Here is a 17,678-nt window from a genome sequence, read left to right as displayed (position 1 = left end):
GGGAGACCACCTGAGACGCAACCGGCGAGGCCGACACTGGCGCCTGCGGCCGCGAGGAACGCTCTGCGGGAGGGCACGGCCGCTCTCGTGGCGGGGCGAAGTTGAATCTTCTCCCGCCGCATTCGATATCGCGATATACGATTTACGTGTTCGCTGCTCGTCGCTCAATCGAACCGGTAGATGTTCGCGACGTACGTCTCTCGGACTTGGTCCCCCCAGTTGTGGGTGTAGGTGTCGATCACGTCGCTGGCCACGTCCCCTCGGAGGTACTTCACGACGCCGCGATCGCCGGTACGATCACGGAGGTGCGTGGTGAAGAAGTGCCGGAAGTAGTGGGGGGTGACGTTCTCGCCCGCTCCCGCGCCGGGCTCGTACCAGCCCATCTCCTCGGCGTAGTTCCGGACGTAGTGTCTGACCGCCCGTGCGGTGAGCCGTTCCCCCCAGTCGCCCGCGGTCGAGAGGAACAACGGCTCCGCCGGCGACGGCGAGTCCGGCCGGATCGCCAGCCAGCGCCGGAGTCCGCGCCGGAGTTCGTCGTCGACGGGGATCACCGTCGACCGCTTACGCTTGTTCGACTCCTCGCGGACCTCACCGTTGTACTCCTCCCCGCGTGCGGGCGCGCTGTCGACGTATATCGCGTCGCCACGGCCGTCGAGCTGCGGCCGGCCGTCGAGGTCGTACCCTTCGAGGCCGGGCTCGGCGAGTCGCAGGTCCCGGTAGTCGAGGTTACACAGCTCGCCGACGCGCATCCCGGTTTTCAACAGCGTCAGGACGATCGCGTGATGGAGCGGGTGAGAGATCCGACCGAGGAACTCCCCCATCGTCGCCACGTCGACGTCCCGACGCTCGGGGTCTTTCTCGATCGACTCGTCCATCTCCTCCATCACCAGCGCCATGGGGTTCTCCTCGAAGGCGCCCACCCGGTTCATGTAGTCGTAGAAGCGATTGACCGTCGTGGCGTAGGTGGCGACGGTGCTCGGCGACAGCTCCGACCGCAGGGAGTGGAGCCACGCCAGACAGTCCCGGTGGCCGGCGGATCCGGGATCGGTGGACCGACTTTCGAGGAACTCGGCGAACCCCCGAAGCACTCGTTCGTAGGCGTCGCGGGTGCGCTCGGCCCGACCGTGCATCTCCATATCTTCGAGGTAGTAGTTGACCGGGTCGGCCACCTCGGCGTCGGGAGACCTACTCGCCATCGAGCACGTACCCCCCGTCCCTGCCGCTGTAGCGGATCTGCTCTGACTCCTGTGTGATCCGGTCGAGCCGATCTTCGAAGTCGCCCAGCACCGCGTCGACCAGTTCGTCCCAGCCGACGGCCTCCTCTGAAGAGAGGACTTCGTGGACACGCGTTTCGAGGGTGTCACCCCTGGGGTTCGAGCCCGAAGGACTGCCTTTCTCGGGGTTGCTCGTCCCCCCCGGCTCGTCGGCCGGCTCGAAGCCGCTCCGGCCCGCCTGTACCATCGTCCGGACGAACTCGCTCTGACTCATCCCGAGTTCGTCGGCAGCCTCCCGCCACCGCTCACGCTGGTGGGCGGGTACCCGCGTCTTGACCTGTACCGTCTCGTTGTCGGCGTCCTCGGCCATGGGTCGAGCGTCCGTCGCCGAGCACATCAACGTACCGGTAACAGGGATTAGTGCCCTAATCCTCTAGAAAGGTACCGCAATTCCCCCAAATACGTGTACCGGCTTTGTTGATCTTCGTTATTCGGTACTCTCCACGTCGATCAACACCTCTCACCGGTTCGGTCCCGTTGGCGTCGATCATCGTGTGAGTTCGAACGGTGGCTCCGCATCGGCGGGGAGCGGGTTCTCGTAGCCATCCACCTCTCGTTCGAACTCCTCGCGTGCAGCGGCGAGTTCCTCCCCGTCGGCCAGCAGGTCGAGCGTCGAGCCCGCGAGCAGCTTCGCGACGTAGGGCAGCGCCGTTCGGCCGAAGTCGCCGTTCGCGACGACGGCCTGCCAGGAGTGGCCGGGCGTGCCCAACGCCCACGTCGTCGCGCGGAACTGTGCGGTGGGCGTGATCTGGCTCACTTCGCCGACGTCGGTCGAGCCGCCGCCGGGATCGCCCTCGTCGAAGGCGTCCATCGGTTCGCCGTACAGCGGCGCGTCGGCGGCTACGTCATCGTGTGGCGGTTCGAACTCCGCGAGCCGATCCTCGATTGCCCCCTCTGGAAACGTCTCTTGGAGCTTGGCGGCGAGTTCGCGTTCCTCCTCGCTGAACGTCACGGTACCGAGTTCGGCCATGTTCTCCCGGAACGTATCCGCGATGACCGAGTTGGAAACGAGTCGGTGGACGCCGGTGTAGTAGCGTTCGTTCACCTCGGTCCGGCTCATCGTCGCCGCGCCCGCTGCGATCTCGCGCAGCCAGTCGGTCACCCGCTCGACACCGTCTCGCGTCGGCGCACGGACGAAGTACCAGACCGACGCCTCCGCGGGCACGACGTTGGGCGCATCGCCGCCCTGCTGGACGTTGTAGTGGACGCGCACCGCCTCCGGAACGTGCTCGCGCATGTACTCGACGCCCGTGTTGAGCAGCTGGACGCCGTCGAGTGCGCTCCGGCCGGATTCGGGCGACGCCGCGGCGTGGGCGCTCTCGCCCTCGAAGGTAAACGATAGCGAGTCCATCGCGAGTGAACTACCGCGCTGTGGTGCCGTGTGGTCGCTCGGATGCCACGTCACGGCGGCCGCGAGGTCGTCGAACACGCCGTCGCGGGCCATGAACGTCTTCCCTACCAACGTCTCCTCGGCGGGACAGCCGTAGAACCGGATTTCGCCTTCGGTATCGCCGCGATCCAGCGCCCGGGCGACGGCGATCGCGGCGCCGACGCCCGCGGTCCCGAACAGGTTGTGGCCGCAGCCGTGGCCCGGTCCACCGGGCTCGATCGGCGAGCGCTCCGTCGCGACCGCCTGTGAGAGGCCGGGAAGCGCGTCGTACTCGCCGAGGATCCCGATCGTCGGCCCCTCCCCGACGGCGTAGCTCGCGACGAACGCCGTCGGCATGCCGCCAACACCGGTGGTGACGTCGAACCCGGCGTCGGCCAGTGCCTCGCTGAGTAGCCTGCTTGCACGCTCCTCGTGGAGCCCCAACTCCGGGTGCTCCCAGAGATCGACCGCGAGTTCGTCCATCCGGTCGGTAAGGTCGTCCACGTCGTCGAACAGCCGTTGTTTCACGCCCGCAACCGAGGTCGCGGGGTGCTTAACTCCTCGGCCGGCGGTGAACTGACGCTGTTCAGTCGAGTTCCCGTGACGCCACGGCGACTTGTAAACTATATCTCGCGATATCGAACCTCGGTAATTTGCCATCGAACGACGCCCGGGGAGAACTGACCGAACAGTCGATAGGGGGCTCCTACCGGACCGTCTCGCAGAAGCGAATCCCGGGAAGCTAACCCCGCGGGCACCGTATCGGCGTACATGTCCGAAAACGGAAGCGTCGAAAAGAGTCGACAGACGGTACGGATCATCGGCGCGCCGACAGACTACGGGCAAGACCGGCGCGGGGTCGACATGGGGCCGTCGGCGATCCGCTACGGCGGACTGAGTGAGGGTCTCTCTGACGCTGGCGTCGACGACGAGGACGCGGGCGATCTACTCGTGCCGCGTGCCGAGGAGCGCGACGCCCACTACCGCACACCCAGTAAGGGGAAAGCCCGGTTCCTCCGGGAGACCGAGGATGTCTGTAGCCGGCTGGCCGAGGAGGTTCGCGGGTCGATCGCGGACGGCGCCACCCCGCTGGTGTTGGGCGGCGACCACTCGATCGCCATCGGAACCGTCTCCGGGTCGGCAGCCGACGCCGAGATCGGCGCAGTCTGGTTCGACGCCCACGGCGACCTGAACACGCCGACAACGACGCCCTCGGGCAACGTACACGGGATGCCTCTGGCGGCGCTGCTGGGCGTGAAGGAGTGGGCTGGCGTCGACTGGGCCAACGCGCCGTCGCTCTCCCCGGCGAACGTCGCGATCGTCGGCCTGCGCTCGGTCGACGACGCCGAGCGCGAACTGCTCCGGGGCAGCGAGATCAGCGCGTTCACGATGTCCGAGATCGACGACCGCGGGCTCGACGAAGTGGTCGACGACGCGCTTGCGGTCGCCAACGACGGCACCGACGGCTACCACGTCAGCCTGGACCTCGACTGGCTCGACCCGACGATCGCGCCCGGCGTCGGTACCCCGGTCCGGGGCGGCGTCGACTACCGCGAGGCCCACCACGCGATGGAGCAGGTCGCCGCCGATGGCGGCATGCGCTCGATGGAACTGGTCGAGGTCAACCCCACGCTCGACCAGCACAACGAGACCGCAGAACTAGCAGTCGAGCTCGCGGCCAGCGCGTTCGGCAAACGCATCCTGTAGATATCCGCGTTCGTGTATTTCGATACTGGCTCGGAAGAGAACCTTTACACTCCTGTGTTCATATCCTCCGCCCATGTCCGAAACCGTGCTGGTGATCGGCGGGGGCGGCCGCGAACACGCGATCACGCGTGCGCTGGCGCCCGACGCCGAGGTGTACGCGCTGGCCAGCAACCGGAACCCGGGGATCGGCTCGCTCGCGGCCGGAACCGAGATCACCGACGAGACCGACACCGCGGCGGTCGTCGCGTACGCCGAGAGGATCGACGCGGATGCCGCGGTGATCGGGCCTGAGTCGGCGCTGGCGGCCGGCGTCGCCGACGCGCTGAACGACGCTGGCGTGTTCACGTTCGGCCCGACCGCCGAGGCTGCCCGGATCGAGACGGACAAAGCCTACCAGCGGGAGTTCATGGCCGAACACGAGATCCCGGGGACGCCCGAGTTCGAGACGTTCGACGAGGCCGAGGCGGCCGCGGCGTACGTGGAGGACGTCGAGGGCGACGTGGCGGTCAAGCCCACCGGACTCACCGGCGGGAAGGGCGTCCGCGTCACCGGCGATCAGGTGAGCCACGCCGAGGCCGCCGAGTACGTCCGGGGGAGCGGCCACGACGAGTGGGTGATCGAGGAGCGCCTCGTCGGCGAGGAGTTCACCGTGCAGGCGTTCGTCAACGACGGGGAGATGCGGCTGACGCCGGCCGTACAGGACCACAAGCGCGCCTACGAGGGCGACGAGGGACCGAACACCGGCGGCATGGGGAGCTACAGCGACGCCGGGGCGACGCTCCCGTTCATGACGCCACAGGAGTACTACAGCGCCGCGAGCGTGCTGGAAGCCACTGTCGACGCCCTGCCGGAGTACACTGGCGTGCTGTACGGGCAGTTCATGCTGACCGACGAGGGGCCGAAAGTGGTGGAGTTCAACGCCCGCTTCGGCGACCCCGAAGCGATGAACGTTCTCCCCGTGATGGAGACACCGCTGCTGGATATTGTGACGGCCGCCCGGGAGGGAGAGTCGCTACCAGAGCCGGCGTTCGAAAACCGCGCGACGGTCTGTAAGTACGCCGTGCCGGCGGGCTACCCGACCGACCCCGACGCCGGGAGCGAGATCGAGGTCGACGAGTCGACCGTCGCGGCTGCCGCCGACGCACACGGCGGCGACGCGCTGCTGTTCTACGCCTCCGTCGACGACCGCGAGGACGGCCTGTTCACCACGACCTCGCGATCGTTCGCGGTCGTCGGCGTCGCCGACGACATCCCGACCGCGGAATCGATCGCGGCTGACGCACTCGCGGCGGCGGGCGAGGGGCTCCGCGTCCGCGAGGACGTGGGAACCGAAGAACTGGTGGAGTCACGGATCGACCACATGGCGTCGATCCGCGACTGAGAACCGCGTTACTCGAACTGCTGGACGACTTCGAGGTCGCGGTCGGTCCGCATGAACTGCGCCAGCCGCCGGGTCGCGTGACAGTCCGGGCAGCTGAGGTTCTGGTCGGACTCGGGGAGATCCGTCGGGTTCGACTCCCACTCCTTGGTACACTCCGGACACAGTAGGCGGACGAACGCTTCGACCATGTCTCGGAGTTGGGACCCGACGGCCGATAAAGCTTGTCGCCCCTCCGACCGCCCCCTCAGGCGGGGTGACTCAGGTTCGACATCAGCTGGCGGACGTTCGGCCCCTCCTCGTCCTCCCGTTCCTGCGGGAAGATCCCCATCGGGACGACCACGTCGGACTCGTGGTTGAAGTTCGCGACGAGCAGGAACACCGGCACCTCGTTGCCGTCGACGCTCACCGTCGCGGAGAACTTCGTCACCGTCCGGGCGGAGCCGAGCATCTCGACCTCCTCCTCGGACTCCTCACTCACGTCCTCCATGTTGTCGAACCGCTGCTGGAAGCGCTGGACGAGCTCCCCGGGGTCGAGGTTCGCGATCGGGTTGAACGACTGCCCGGCGAGTTGGACCTGCGGTGAGGTGAACGCCGCGAACACGCCGACGTCGGAACTCCCCAGCGGGCCGAGGTCGATCTCCTTCCGGTACTCCGTCACCGTGTTCGTCACCTCGACCTCCTGCCCCGCGAACGTCCGGGTCATCGTCGGCTGTCGCTGGCCGGTCTGTTCGTACCCGGTGTCCCCGGTGTCGGTGGTGGCGTACTCGGCGCTGAAGCTGGTGGAACCGCTACAGCCCGCTAGCCCCGCGATCCCTGCTACTGTCAACCCACCGACTTTTCGACGTGATAGCTCCATACGGTTCCGTTACCGGGAGATGGGCATAAACGTCGTGGCCATTGTTCCCCGTGGGCGACATCTGCCGGCAGCGTCAGCTCCCGGGGAGGATATCCCCCAGTGCACCGCCGATCGCCATCCCGACGAAACAGACCGCCGTCTGACAGATCGCGACCCAGGGCTCGGTCCAGTCGACGCGGCCCCACGCGGTCATCATGAACAGCGCCGTCAGGGCGGCGATCGTGAGCAGCCCCACGGGCCGTCGCGGGACGATGCCCAGTATCGGGTCGACGACGCGCACGTCCTGGATCTCGGCCACGTACAGTAGCCCGGTGACGATGCTGACGCCGAACAGCAGCGTCGCGACGAAGTAGATCGGATGGGTCGCGAGGTAGACGCCCGCCTCGAGCGTGCCGCCCTCGATCACCATCGGGATGCCGAACACGACGCTCCCGACCAGCGCCTCGGCAGCGTCGTGGCGGTCGAACCCTGTGATCACCCGACCGAAGACGGGGGTGTCCTCGTCGATCCGTCTGGCCATCCGGATGCTCTCGCGCACCCGGGACTGGGTCTCGTGGTCCTCGTCGGCGAGTTCGAGTTCGAGCGCCTCGAGCTCGTCGAGTAGATCGTCGACGTTCGTCTGCTCCTCCGCTTCGGGCATCCGACTCAGCACCCCCTCGTCCGGGCTCGGTTCGAGAGCCTCCGACTCGTGCCAGAAGCGTTGCTCGTCATACCCGAGTGCGCGATGGCGCCGAAGGTAAGCGTTTGGCTGACGGGCGATCGAGGAGAGAGCCGCGAGGGGGGATCAGAGTGAGTCGATGAGCGCGTCGAACCCCTCGTCGTCGCCGTCGAAGCGGTTCGTGGGGACGACCTGATACTCCACGCCGACGCCTTCGGGAGGAATCCCGAGGCGGTCGGCGACTTCGGATCGAAACGGGTCGATCGTGACGTCGATCCCCTCGTCGAACTCGTTCGCCGGTTCCCGGGCGTCGCTCGTCGCGATCACGATGTCGGTGCCCGGATCGTTGGCGTACAGCTCGGTCAACAGTCCGTACAGATCGGCACCCGCCGGCGGCTCCTCGTCGGCGCCCGGTGTTCGCGTCAGCAGCAACAGCGTGTCGGCGTGGTCGAGCCGATTGAGCACCGTCCCCTCCTGGTAGACGAGCACGTTGCGGACGAACGCAGGCATGATCAGAACGAGGTGGTGGCGGATCCACCGGAGTAGCTGCTTCGTCTGCGCGTACGCGCCGTTGCGCTCGCGCAGTCGCTCTTCCAGTCGGTTCCGGTTCACGTCACGGGTGCTGAACCCTTCGCTCGTGACCTTCGCGGTTCGCTCGGTCACGTCGCCCGAGAGGAAGCCGAACGACACTGGCGAGTCGAACCCGTCCGGTAGCGAGTCCTCGTTCTTCGCGGTCGCAGCCTGTCGGAGGAGATGGTTCCCGTCGATTGGGAACCCCTCGCGGTCGGTTTCGGCGTGGTCGAACAGCCCGCCGAGGACGTACGGCTCGGCGCGCCGGTCGTTCTCCGCCGTGATCGTCACGACGGATTTCTGGTACTCGTAGGTCATGAACACCGACAGCGCGAAGACGGCGACCGCCCCCGCAAGCAGCGTCACGACCGTGTCGAGGATCGAGGTGGCGTACTGGACGTACTGCACGACGGCCAGCAACACCAGTACTGACACCGTGTAGAAGAACGCCCGGCTTGCGACGGGGAACTGGATCCACCGGAGCCGCTCGCGGATCGAGAGTTGGTGTGGGACCTTGACACCGTACACTCGCGAGGTGACACCACCGGAAAGCACGCCGAGCAGCACCGCGACGCCGAAGGTGAGGAACTCGCGCTGCACCGCACCGATCACCCGCCCGAGATTCCCGAGCGTCGGCAGCAGCGCGACCAGCGCCACGACTAACACTAGGCCGGCCTGGATTCGCTTGGTCCCGTCGAACAGGAACAGCGCGAACCAGCCCGCCAGGAGCCCGCCGAGGATGACGACCGGGAAGTCGAGCGTCACGCCCGCGACGCCCGCGACGGCCCCCGACAGCGTTCGGAGCAGGCCGCCGTTAGCCCAGACGGTCGACGCGGCGCCGGCGACGGCCGGTATCGTGACGGCGAGGCTGACAAAGGCCGTGACGACGACGGCGATCTCTTTTCGGGTTTGGCTGGAAGGAAGGTTCATTAGGGGGCGGGAGTACTACTGCTGCTCGGCCTGCTCGTCTTCCCGCTCCAGCATGCTCGGGAACCGGCCGGAGCCGAACATCCCGTTGAGCAGTTCCTTGACCTCCGCGTCGGAGTCGTCGTTCATGTGGAGGACGAACTCTTGGTCGTGGTGGAGCGGCCGAACGTCGTCGCGGTAGACGTAGGCGCCGTAGTTCACGTCGTCGTCCGACTCGCGTGTCCACTCGTGGAGCCGGTGGTAGTACTGCCACATCCCGCCGATCCCGACAGTGTGGTGGGTCGGGATGAAGGAGTTGTTCCGGCTGACCTGTCGGTAGGTCGGCTGGTAGCCGTCCGGATCGGTGACGACGCTGAGGTTGTCCATCGTGAGCCCGCCGATGAAGGTGACCATCGTGATCTCGTCGGGGTTCCCGATGTCGTACTGCTCCTCGTGGTACGTCTCCGAGTTGATCATCGTGTGATCCTCCAGCGTCTCGGTGACGGCCGGGTGGAGCGGGTTATCCGCCGGCGTCGTGGGATCGTCGACGTACTTCAGCGCCCGGGACATGTACGCCGAGACGTACCGGAGCCCGTCGTACGTCGGGTCGCTCTCGGAGCGATCCTTCAGCGCCCGCGGCGAGAAGTCGTTGATCGGCGCCCGCCCGTGCTTGTTCTCGAACATGGCTTCGAGGGAGTTCCCGAAGAACCGGAAGATCTCGTCCTCGTGGTTCTCCAGCACCGCGGACTCCTCGATGCTCCGCGGCGAGCTGACCAAGTCCTCCGGGTTGGTCTCCCCGCGACGAAGGTACGGGTGGTCGCCGTTGTTCGCGGGGACGGACGGCTCGACGTCGAAGTCGTAGATCCCCTCGTAGCCGCGAGCGAAGTCGCGACCGTACGTCTCGGTGTCCTCTGGGGGGGTGACTTCGGGCACCGACACGTCCTCGTCGACGGCTTCGGCGTGGACGCTGGCGATCGCACGGAGCCGTTCGAGCGCCTCTACGGTGCCGCCCGTGCTGACGACGTCGTTGCCACCACGGATATGGAGCCCCTGCTTCACGTCGTCGATCTCCTCGTCGAACGGCTGGATGTAGCGGTCGTACAGGTGGTGGGAAACGCTGTCGCCGCGCGTGCTGCCGGCGTCGAGCGGCATCACGTCGTCCAGTAGCAAGTGCGGGTCGGCGGCGTTGCTCGACCCGAGATCGTCGACGAGCTGTTCGCGTAGCGCCGAGGGGTTGCGGTCGGTCGGAACCGTCTTCTCGACCACGGGGTCGTCGATCGCGAGGTCCTCGGGACCGAACTCGATCAGCGTCCCGGCGTCGGTGAACTGCTCCTCGAAGGCGGCGGTCATGCGGTCGATGGCTGCGTCGTAGGAGTGGTCGATCTGGGCCTCCCGCTGGATCGTCGAGGGATCGAAGATACAGTTGAACGGGTCACGAACGTCCTTCGAGCTGCGCTGAGGGTTGATCGTGAACCAGTCGCCGAGCGTCTGGAGCTCCCGATACTTGTTGTCGAACTCCTCGGACTTGTCCGGGCGCCCCGGGAGGATGCCGGAGTTGTGCTCCAACACTGCCGTCTTGATGTCGACCAGCAGCTCGAGCGCCTCCCTGATCCCCTCGCCGTCGATCCGCTCGGCGCCGACGGCGTCGAGCTTCTCGTTGAGAGTGCCGAAGGAGTCGAAGTTCAGGCTCCCCCGCATCCCGCTCTCGGTGGTCGCGTCGTTGATCGTGGTGAGGCGGGCCTCGATCGCCGACTCCAGCTCGTCGACGAGGGAGACGATGTCGGCGCGGTGTTCGTTGACCGCCGCGACCTGGGCCGTGTCGCTTCGAACCTTCTCATGCCACGTCTGTATCCAGTCGTCGACTTCGTCGTCGACGCGGTCCCGGAGCGTCACCAGCTGGTCGTGCTCCTCGACGAGCTGGCTCACGGCGCTTTCGACCTGTTCGAGCGTTTCGTCGAAGGATGGGTTCTGAACGTGGTGGTACGTCTCCTGATCGGGGTCGAGTACGATGTCCCGGAGCACGTCCCGCACCATCCGTGCCTGCGAGACCGTCAGCGCGTGAGAGCCCTCGACGTTCTCCGCGGTGATCGCCGAGATTTTCTTGAACAGCTGCCACCGCTTCTCGATGTTCCCGATCTCCTTCCGGACGACCGACGCGAGGAGGTAGCCGAGGGCGCCCTCGTTGTCGATGTCGCTAGGCTCGATGTGTGCGATGCTCGGCGCCTGTTCGATGAACTGTCGGGCCGCTTCCGGCTCCGCCACGTCGTCCGGGAGCTGGACCTCGCCGTTGGCCTGCACCTGCACCTGATCCCGGATCGTCTTGCGCTCGTCGTCCAACCCCGCGACCCGGAGCCCGTCGTCGGTGAGCAGCGTGTCGCGGACGTCCGCGTACCGGTTCCGGAGCTCCATCGCCTGGTTCACGACCGGCTCGGTCGAGACGTCCTGTTCGGCGGCCTCCATCGCCGAGGGGAAGTTCTCCTGGAGGTACGTCTCGACGACCTTGTAGAGGTACCCTTCGGCAGTGAGCTCGTCGAGCTTCTCCGAGAGCGTCTCTTCGACCTCCTCTCGGGCGCTCTCGCGCTGGTCGACCTCGTACTCCATCGTGTACGGGACGGCCATCGAGAACGCCGAGAACTCCGGCGGGCCGTTCGTGCTTTGGGGGTTGAGCGAGTCGTACAGGTTCCCGCCGATCATCCCGTTCTGGTGGGCGAGGATGCTCCGGACGGTCGCCATCTCGAAGTCGTCGTCGCTCACGCTCCCGACGTGGGGGACCAACGTCACCGACCGGAACGGGCTCTCGTCGTTGATCCAGAGGTACTCGAGCTCGGAGAGCGCGGCAAAGGCGTTCGTCTTCTGTTTCGTCTGGTCGCCGACGGAGGGAATGACGGCGAACAGGTCGATGCTGTCGGCCTCCATCTCCATCGCCATGTCGATGAAGATCCCCGACCCCGTCCCGCCCCCGAGCGTCGTCACCATGACGGTCTCCCCGGGGTTGTTCGGGACGACGGAGTCGCCGACGTGCTCGTTGATGTGGTAGAGTGCCTTGCTCACGGCACGGCGCCGGTAGACGCCGCCGCTGAACCCCTCCCGCTGGACGTGCGAGAGCGGTTCGCGGTCGTCTTTCAGCCACCAGTTGTTCGCGTTCCGCCGCTCCAGCAGCTCCTTGATCGCCCCCGGGGCGGTCATGTTCCCCTTCTCGGTCCATCGGTTCGGGATGGACTCGACGAGGTTGCGCTGCTCGATCCCCATATCCAGCAGATCGTTCGCCGTGTCGATATCGTCGAGCAGGCTCCGGATCTTTCGGTTGATCGGCCCGTAGCGCTCGTCGTGCCAGTCGTCTCCCGTGGCCGTGTCGATCGTGTAGGCCTGGAGCTCCCCCGGTTCGTCCCGTTCGTAGTTCTCGGTGTCCAGGACGTCCTCGAGGATCCAGTCCTGTTCCATGAACTTGTAAACCACCTTACTCCCGCCCCCTCCGACGCCAATCAGCGTGTCGGGGGTGTTACAACGAGCCATTCTACTCTATCGATTGAAGTTATCTCTACATAAATCTGTGTGATGAGCACACCGTTTGAGCCTGCCGAATGAAGCTGTCTTCGGGTGCTCGTAAACACCGCTTAATCAGCATCAGAAGTCGTGTTTTCACCGATCGAGTAGGAAGCGCTTACCGGCCGATTCCGGCCCCTACCGAACGGCCGAGAACGGGGCCGTCCAGACGGCGCCGTCGGCGACGACGAACAGCCGGTCGTCCCCGGCGGCTAGCCCGTCGACCGACCGCCACGGGAGGTCGATCCGGGCGGTCGTGTTCAGTTCGGGGTCGGCCCGAACCAGCTCGCCGTTCGACGCGAAGTAGACGCTGTCGTCGGTTACGACCGGCGCCGAGGAGACGGTCGTCTCCAAGCTGTCGACCCGGTGCATCCCCGTCCCGAGCGTGTAGATGACCGACCGCCCCGCCATGACGATCGCGTCGTCGTTCGCCGTGAGCCACCGGAACCCGGGCCGGTGGGCGTCCATCCGCTTCTGCCATCCTCCCCGTTCCCCCGACCAGACCACTCCCGACTCGCTCGCGATGTACGGTGTCCCATCCGCGACAACGGAGCCGACGAACTCCCCGGCAGGGGCGGAGAAATCCGTGGCACGGTTGTTCGTGAGGTCGATCCGACGGCTCTGCCCGTCCTCGAAACAGAGCGTCACCGAGCCCCCAGCCACCATGGGCGAGACGGCGAACACGCCGGAGAGCTCCTGTTTCACCTGCAGGTCGGCGCCGAGGATGCGGCTCCCGCGCCGGTCGGAGACGTACAGCCATCGATCGCCGCTGAAGTGGTTCGGCTCGTGTCGGAACGTCTGGATCGCGGGCGGTCCGGCCTCACCGAGTGCCGCAACCGTCAACGAGGAATCGACGACGTAGACGGTGCCGTCCCCGCCGACGATCGGCTCCGCGAACGGGTTCGTGAACGGGATCGTGTCGTCACGCGTCCCGTCGTGGCTCAGGCGCGTGAGATGTGCCTGCGTGGTCCCGAGACGGACGGTGTCGAGGTGTCGTTGCGGGAGCCAGTTCCGGTCGACCGGGATCGAACGGTCGTGGAGCCCGGCGTCGCCGGCGACGAACACGCGTTCGTCGGTGACGACCGGCGCCATCGTCACCGGGTACTCGTCGAAGAACTGCTCGAACGGTCCCCGGGTCGTCGGTTCGTGGGCGTCGGTCCCCGTCGATTTCGGACCGGTGCTCCGGGCAACCCCGGTCTTCGACCCCCGCTCGTCAGCCGTCGGATCCGCGTCGTCGGATCGCGCCTCACCGGCCGTAGTGGATCGCTCCCCATCGATCGTTCGGGACCGCTCGTCGTCGGACGTGGTCGGCTTTTCCTCGGCGTCGTCGCGTGATTCCTGCCCGTCACGCTCCGTCGCCGTGTCGAACAGGTGGTCCGGTTCGTCGCTCTCCGTCTCCTCGCTCGCCGTCTCGATTCGTTGTTCGCCGCCGAACACGTCGTCCGTGGCATCGCGTTCGGGCGTGTCGGGATCCGTCGTCGTGATTCCCACATCTCCCTCGGTCTCGTCGGTGCTCTGCGCGATCCCCGCCTCGTCGCCGGCCGGATCGGCCGGTTCCGTCGTCCCGTCTTCCGTCTCGTCGTCGCGGTCCGACCCGGCGATCGGGAACGACCCGTCGTCGGCTGGCGGCTCGGAGCCTTCTCCGCCTTCACGATCCTGCTTCGCCGGATCAGGGATCGGGTTCGAGCCGTCGCCGGCCCCGACCCCGTCGTCAGCTTCGTCGGCCGTCCGGATCCCGAGATCGGAGTCGTCGTCATCGCGTTCGGCGGCCGCGTCGTCAGCCTCCTGTCGCTGCTGTTCGTTGGTCTCCCGATCCGACGAGCCGCCAGAGAAGAGCTTCCCGAAGCTGGCGCCGACTGCCCCTAACGTGACCCCGACTCTCACCCCCAGTGCGACTGCAGCGATCGCGAACAGGGCCAGCGTCACGATCTCCGTCGAGAGCATGCCGAGGAGCAGCCACGCCGCGACGACGACGATGACTGCCGGGACGAGCGCCCCCAGCACTCCGACGAGTCGGTGAACGACGCTCCGCTGGGCCGGCTGTATCGGCCGTGATTTTAGCCCCGATTTCGCAGTCCGGTACGGGTCGCCGTCCATCTCGAGGGCCTGCTGTTCGAGGATGGCGGCGACCGTCTCCAGCCGTTCGCGCTGCTCCGGTTCGAGCTTCCGTCGACTACCCAGAACGGCACCGATACCGATCGCGTCACCGAACAGCCGACGGACGCCGGGCACTGAGACGGCGGAGACGACGGCGACTACTCCGGCGGCCAACGGCGCCCACGGCGGGAGGGTGGGGGCGATCGGCAGCCACCCGAGATCGAGCGTGACTTGGCTCCCGCTCGTGGCGGGCCCAACCCCGGCGAGGAGTACGGCGACCGCGAGCCCGATACCCACACCGGCGAGCACCGTCCTCCCGAGCCCGCCGCCAGAAGAGTCGGCCTCGAACCCCAGCGACACGTCCCGCTGTTGGGTCTCGGATTCGAGTCGTGACGCGACCGCTGGCGGGGGGAGCTCGTCGACGAGCTCGTCGACCCGGCGGCCCACCCGTTCGCCCGGGGAGAGATCCGTCTCCAGATCGACCAGCTCCGGGCTGGTGTAGCGGTCGGCGAGGTGGACGAACACGTCTGTCCCGACGTGGTCCGGCGGCTCCTGGGTAGAGATCACGTACACTCCGTCGCCCTCCCGATCGAGGAGCGCTCGAAGGACCTCCGCCGCGTTCGCCGCGTCGGGGACGCCGATCTCGACGTGCTCGCCGTCCCGGCGGTGGGTCCGGACCGACGAAAGCAGTTCCTCGCCGGGTGTCGGGCCGGCCGGCCGACCCAGCGCCTCGAACAGACGGCCGTTGACGACGTCTGTGCGGACCCGCCAGCCGGGGCGGTCGTCGAACACGTCCCGAACGGCGTCGTGGTAGTTGCGCAGCGGGTCGTCGCCGCGGGGGCCGGTGACGACGCCGACGAGCGCCTCGGGTGCCTCACGGTGTGCGGGAACGGCACCGCGAACCGTCGTCTCCTCGCCGGTCGTGTCGACGACGAGGCTGACGCCCGCCTCGAAGTCCTCCCGAATCGTCGCCGACTCCCCCGCCGGCGGCTCCCCGCCGACGATGCAGTTCGCGTTCGTCGCCGTGTAGAGTCGACAGCTCATCGGTCCGCCTCGGCGTGTTCGCTTTCGGTTCCAACCCCGACCTCCTCGTTCTCGGTTTCGATCCCGAGCTCGTTCGCCGATCGCTCCGTGTTGAGGCTTTCTCTCATGTTCTCGACCATCTCCTCGGACTTCGACAGTGACTCGCTACCCGGCAGGTGGGACCGCCACGGGTAGGTCCGGACGAGCGTCCGCCCCTCGATCCGGTCGATCAGCCGGTCGGCGCCCTGGAGGATGGGGCGACTCCCGGTCTTGATTCGCTCGCCCTGCTCGTCCGACTCGACGTCGTACCAGAGCGGGTAGAGGAACTCCTCTTGGGTTCGCTCCCGGAGCGACCGCCGGTAGCCGTCCCAGTTCTCCGGCACGTCCAGGTACTGGGTCTCGATCCAGTCGGCGAACGTGGTGTACACGCCGTCCTCGTGGGGGAGCGACGGGTGGTTGGGGAGCGTCTCGCTGCTCAGGATCTCGGTGGGGTTCAGACTGCTCCGCGTCTCGTTGTTCCCCACGTAGGCGGTGTAGGCGGCGGTGAAGTGTCGCTTCGCGTAGTCCGACATCGACGCGACCCAGACGAACGACTTCGCCCCGGTGTCACACTGGTCGACGATCCCCTCGTACACCTCGCGGTACTCGCTGGAGGGGGTCCGAGCCGGCCGCCCCTCGATCACCAGCCGCACGTCGCCGAGCTCCGGATGGTCGTACCGGGGGAGGTCGGTAATGACCTCGGGGGCCTCCTCGAGGATCGCCTCGAACTCCAGATCGTCGAGCGTGTCGTACCGCCCGACCAGTTCGCCGTCCGTGCTGTACACCTCGTACTGCCCGCCGGTCCGCCGCAGCCAGTAGGCGTCGGTGTGCTGTGGCATCTGTCCCGCCGCCGCGGCACGCTGGGCGAAATCGTCCAGCGGGACGGTGAACAGGATCGTGTCGGCTCCGTCGACGAGCCGGGAGAGCGCGTTCGCCAGCGCCTCTGGCGGGACCGTCTCCTGGTACGACAGCGACTCGGCGTTCTCGAGCACGCGTTCGGCCTCCTCCCACTGGTCGGTCGACGAGAACGCCGAACTGAGCCGCCCCAGCGCGGCGTCGATCTTCAACGCCGCGGGCGCCAGCACCGGCACGTCGACCTCGTTCTCGATGTACTCGTGGTCGAGTATCAGGTCGTGTCGCTCCTCCTGTCTGACCGCTTCGAGCTCCTCGTCGAGCGGCTTCCAGTTCGACCCGCCGGTGATGAGCTCGCCCGGGTAGTCGAGGGTCCCGACGACGACCTTCTTCCGGAAGAACCGGCGGTCGGAGACGAACGGGATCTCGAGGAACCGGTACTGTCGCCCCCGATCCACCTCGCGGAGCTGGTTCCGTGGCGGGAACTCGCCGTTCTCGATCCGGTTGCTGATCGCCGTGTCGAACTCCCCGCCGCGGAGGATCGTGATGCTGTTCTCCGTTTCGAGGTGGTTGTACAGCCCGCCCAGGATCGCGGTTTTCCCGCCCCGTGCGGGGCCGATCTGGACCGTCCTGATCTCGGACTCGTACTCGGTGAACTTCCAGAACGCGCCGAGCAGGATCGCGCTCCCGACGACGTTCCCGCCGAGCTGCTCGACCCGGGTCGGTTCGACGGGGCCGCCGCCGAACCCGAGCGAGAGGTGTGCGTCGACGAGGCCGGCGACGACCATGAGGAGGAGGATCCCCCACACCGCCAGCGGGGCGCGGTCGAACTCGTTCGGCGGGCTGCCGATCAGGTGGTCGCGGTCCCGGCGGAGCCACCCGATCAGCGGGATGCCGCCGATCTGGATCCCGGCGACGACGCCGAGGACGAGCGACGAGAGAATGAGCAGCGAGAAGTTCTGGATCAGGACGTCGAACAGCCGACCCATGATCAGGAGCTGTGCGACCACGATGCCGATGCCGGCCCAGAGAACGATTGCCTGGTACCGCTTGTACGTGTCGACGAACCAGACGAGTGAGACGCCAACGAACACCCCCAACGGGAACGGGAGCACGAACAGGAAGCTCTCGCTCGGGAAGAACGTCCCGATCGTCCGCCCGATCAGGCGCACCGTTCGGAAGGCGATCCCACGGCTCTCCCACGCCGGCAGCCAGAGGCTTTCGAGCAGGAACGACGCGACGACGCCAACGATAGAGAGGTAGAGGATTCCGGAGACGAACTCGACGAAAGACGGGCTCCGGATCAGCTTCTTCAGGGAGTTCGCCATTGTACAACGGAGGGATATGTCGAGTGACAAAAAAAGTTGGCTTCAGCGAACTCGCGGAACCACAACGTGGCAGTA

At 66.9% G+C, this 17,678-nt stretch carries 12 protein-coding genes; 2 read left to right on the top strand and 10 right to left on the bottom strand.

Features of this window, described 5'->3' with window-relative positions; translation table 11 throughout:
* Positions 1-164 precede the first annotated feature (164 nt).
* The 3 genes from BN1959_RS09355 to BN1959_RS09345 all read right to left on the bottom strand — a co-directional run bounded on the left by BN1959_RS09355 (position 165) and on the right by BN1959_RS09345 (position 3,126).
* Positions 165-1,196, bottom strand: a complete 1,032-nt coding sequence (locus tag BN1959_RS09355) for a tyrosine-type recombinase/integrase (RefSeq protein WP_053948404.1) — start codon at positions 1,194-1,196, stop codon at positions 165-167.
* On the bottom strand, positions 1,186-1,584 hold the full coding sequence (locus BN1959_RS09350; RefSeq protein ID WP_053948403.1) for a DUF5805 domain-containing protein: 399 nt from the start codon (positions 1,582-1,584) through the stop codon (positions 1,186-1,188). The genes BN1959_RS09355 and BN1959_RS09350 overlap by 11 nt, the downstream gene beginning before the upstream one ends.
* A gap of 177 nt (positions 1,585-1,761) precedes the next feature.
* Entirely contained in the window at positions 1,762-3,126 is a 1,365-nt protein-coding gene (locus tag BN1959_RS09345; RefSeq protein ID WP_053949366.1) for an amidohydrolase, read from the bottom strand.
* Positions 3,127-3,414: 288 nt separating this feature from the next.
* Between BN1959_RS09345 and rocF the strand changes: the two genes are divergently transcribed.
* The gene (rocF, locus tag BN1959_RS09340; protein WP_053948402.1) at positions 3,415-4,350 is read left to right on the top strand and encodes an arginase; all 936 of its coding nucleotides are present in this window, start codon (positions 3,415-3,417) and stop codon (positions 4,348-4,350) included.
* A 73-nt stretch (positions 4,351-4,423) separates the two neighbouring features.
* Positions 4,424-5,731, top strand: a complete 1,308-nt coding sequence (gene purD / locus BN1959_RS09335; protein WP_053948401.1) for a phosphoribosylamine--glycine ligase — start codon at positions 4,424-4,426, stop codon at positions 5,729-5,731.
* 8 nt (positions 5,732-5,739) lie between these two features.
* On the opposite strand, the gene BN1959_RS09330 is transcribed toward purD, so the two are convergent.
* From BN1959_RS09330 to BN1959_RS09300, 7 genes are all read right to left on the bottom strand, one after another.
* Positions 5,740-5,919 carry a DUF7836 family putative zinc-binding protein gene (locus BN1959_RS09330; protein WP_053948400.1) on the bottom strand — a complete coding sequence of 60 codons (180 nt, stop codon included), beginning with the start codon at positions 5,917-5,919 and terminating at the stop codon, positions 5,740-5,742.
* A gap of 56 nt (positions 5,920-5,975) precedes the next feature.
* Positions 5,976-6,587: a DUF6517 family protein gene (locus BN1959_RS09325; RefSeq protein ID WP_053948399.1), complete on the bottom strand. Its 612-nt coding sequence runs from the start codon at positions 6,585-6,587 to the stop codon at positions 5,976-5,978.
* Between the two features lie 73 nt (positions 6,588-6,660).
* Positions 6,661-7,227 carry a hypothetical protein gene (locus BN1959_RS09320; protein WP_053948398.1) on the bottom strand — a complete coding sequence of 189 codons (567 nt, stop codon included), beginning with the start codon at positions 7,225-7,227 and terminating at the stop codon, positions 6,661-6,663.
* A 144-nt stretch (positions 7,228-7,371) separates the two neighbouring features.
* Positions 7,372-8,745, bottom strand: coding sequence for a hypothetical protein (locus BN1959_RS09315; protein ID WP_053948397.1), 1,374 nt, complete (start codon positions 8,743-8,745; stop codon positions 7,372-7,374).
* A gap of 15 nt (positions 8,746-8,760) precedes the next feature.
* Entirely contained in the window at positions 8,761-12,177 is a 3,417-nt protein-coding gene (locus BN1959_RS09310; RefSeq protein WP_053948396.1) for a tubulin-like doman-containing protein, read from the bottom strand.
* 225 nt (positions 12,178-12,402) lie between these two features.
* A complete protein-coding gene (locus BN1959_RS09305; protein ID WP_053948395.1) occupies positions 12,403-15,405 on the bottom strand; it encodes a hypothetical protein in 3,003 nt (1,000 codons plus the stop codon).
* A complete protein-coding gene (locus tag BN1959_RS09300; RefSeq protein ID WP_053948394.1) occupies positions 15,402-17,603 on the bottom strand; it encodes a hypothetical protein in 2,202 nt (733 codons plus the stop codon). Before BN1959_RS09300 ends, BN1959_RS09305 begins: the two co-directional genes overlap by 4 nt.
* Between the last annotated feature and the right edge of the window lie 75 nt (positions 17,604-17,678).

Source organism: Halolamina sediminis (assembly GCF_001282785.1).
Classification (GTDB): domain Archaea; phylum Halobacteriota; class Halobacteria; order Halobacteriales; family Haloferacaceae; genus Halolamina; species Halolamina sediminis.
The sequence above is the reverse complement of the archived record's forward strand: the minus strand, read 5'-3'. Positions and strand labels throughout refer to the sequence as shown.

Bases quoted from the DNA above. Each gene is read 5' to 3' on its own strand.
- BN1959_RS09300 (WP_053948394.1), bottom strand. From the start codon at position 17,603: ATGGCGAACTCCCTGAAGAAGCTGATCCGGAGCCCGTCTTTCGTCGAG.
- purD (WP_053948401.1), top strand. From the start codon at position 4,424: ATGTCCGAAACCGTGCTGGTGATCGGCGGGGGCGGCCGCGAACACGCG.
- BN1959_RS09320 (WP_053948398.1), bottom strand. From the start codon at position 7,227: ATGCCCGAAGCGGAGGAGCAGACGAACGTCGACGATCTACTCGACGAG.
- BN1959_RS09355 (WP_053948404.1), bottom strand. From the start codon at position 1,196: ATGGCGAGTAGGTCTCCCGACGCCGAGGTGGCCGACCCGGTCAACTAC.
- rocF (WP_053948402.1), top strand. From the start codon at position 3,415: ATGTCCGAAAACGGAAGCGTCGAAAAGAGTCGACAGACGGTACGGATC.
- BN1959_RS09350 (WP_053948403.1), bottom strand. From the start codon at position 1,584: ATGGCCGAGGACGCCGACAACGAGACGGTACAGGTCAAGACGCGGGTA.
- BN1959_RS09305 (WP_053948395.1), bottom strand. From the start codon at position 15,405: ATGAGCTGTCGACTCTACACGGCGACGAACGCGAACTGCATCGTCGGC.
- BN1959_RS09325 (WP_053948399.1), bottom strand. From the start codon at position 6,587: ATGGAGCTATCACGTCGAAAAGTCGGTGGGTTGACAGTAGCAGGGATC.
- BN1959_RS09345 (WP_053949366.1), bottom strand. From the start codon at position 3,126: ATGGACGAACTCGCGGTCGATCTCTGGGAGCACCCGGAGTTGGGGCTC.
- BN1959_RS09330 (WP_053948400.1), bottom strand. From the start codon at position 5,919: ATGGTCGAAGCGTTCGTCCGCCTACTGTGTCCGGAGTGTACCAAGGAG.
- BN1959_RS09315 (WP_053948397.1), bottom strand. From the start codon at position 8,745: ATGAACCTTCCTTCCAGCCAAACCCGAAAAGAGATCGCCGTCGTCGTC.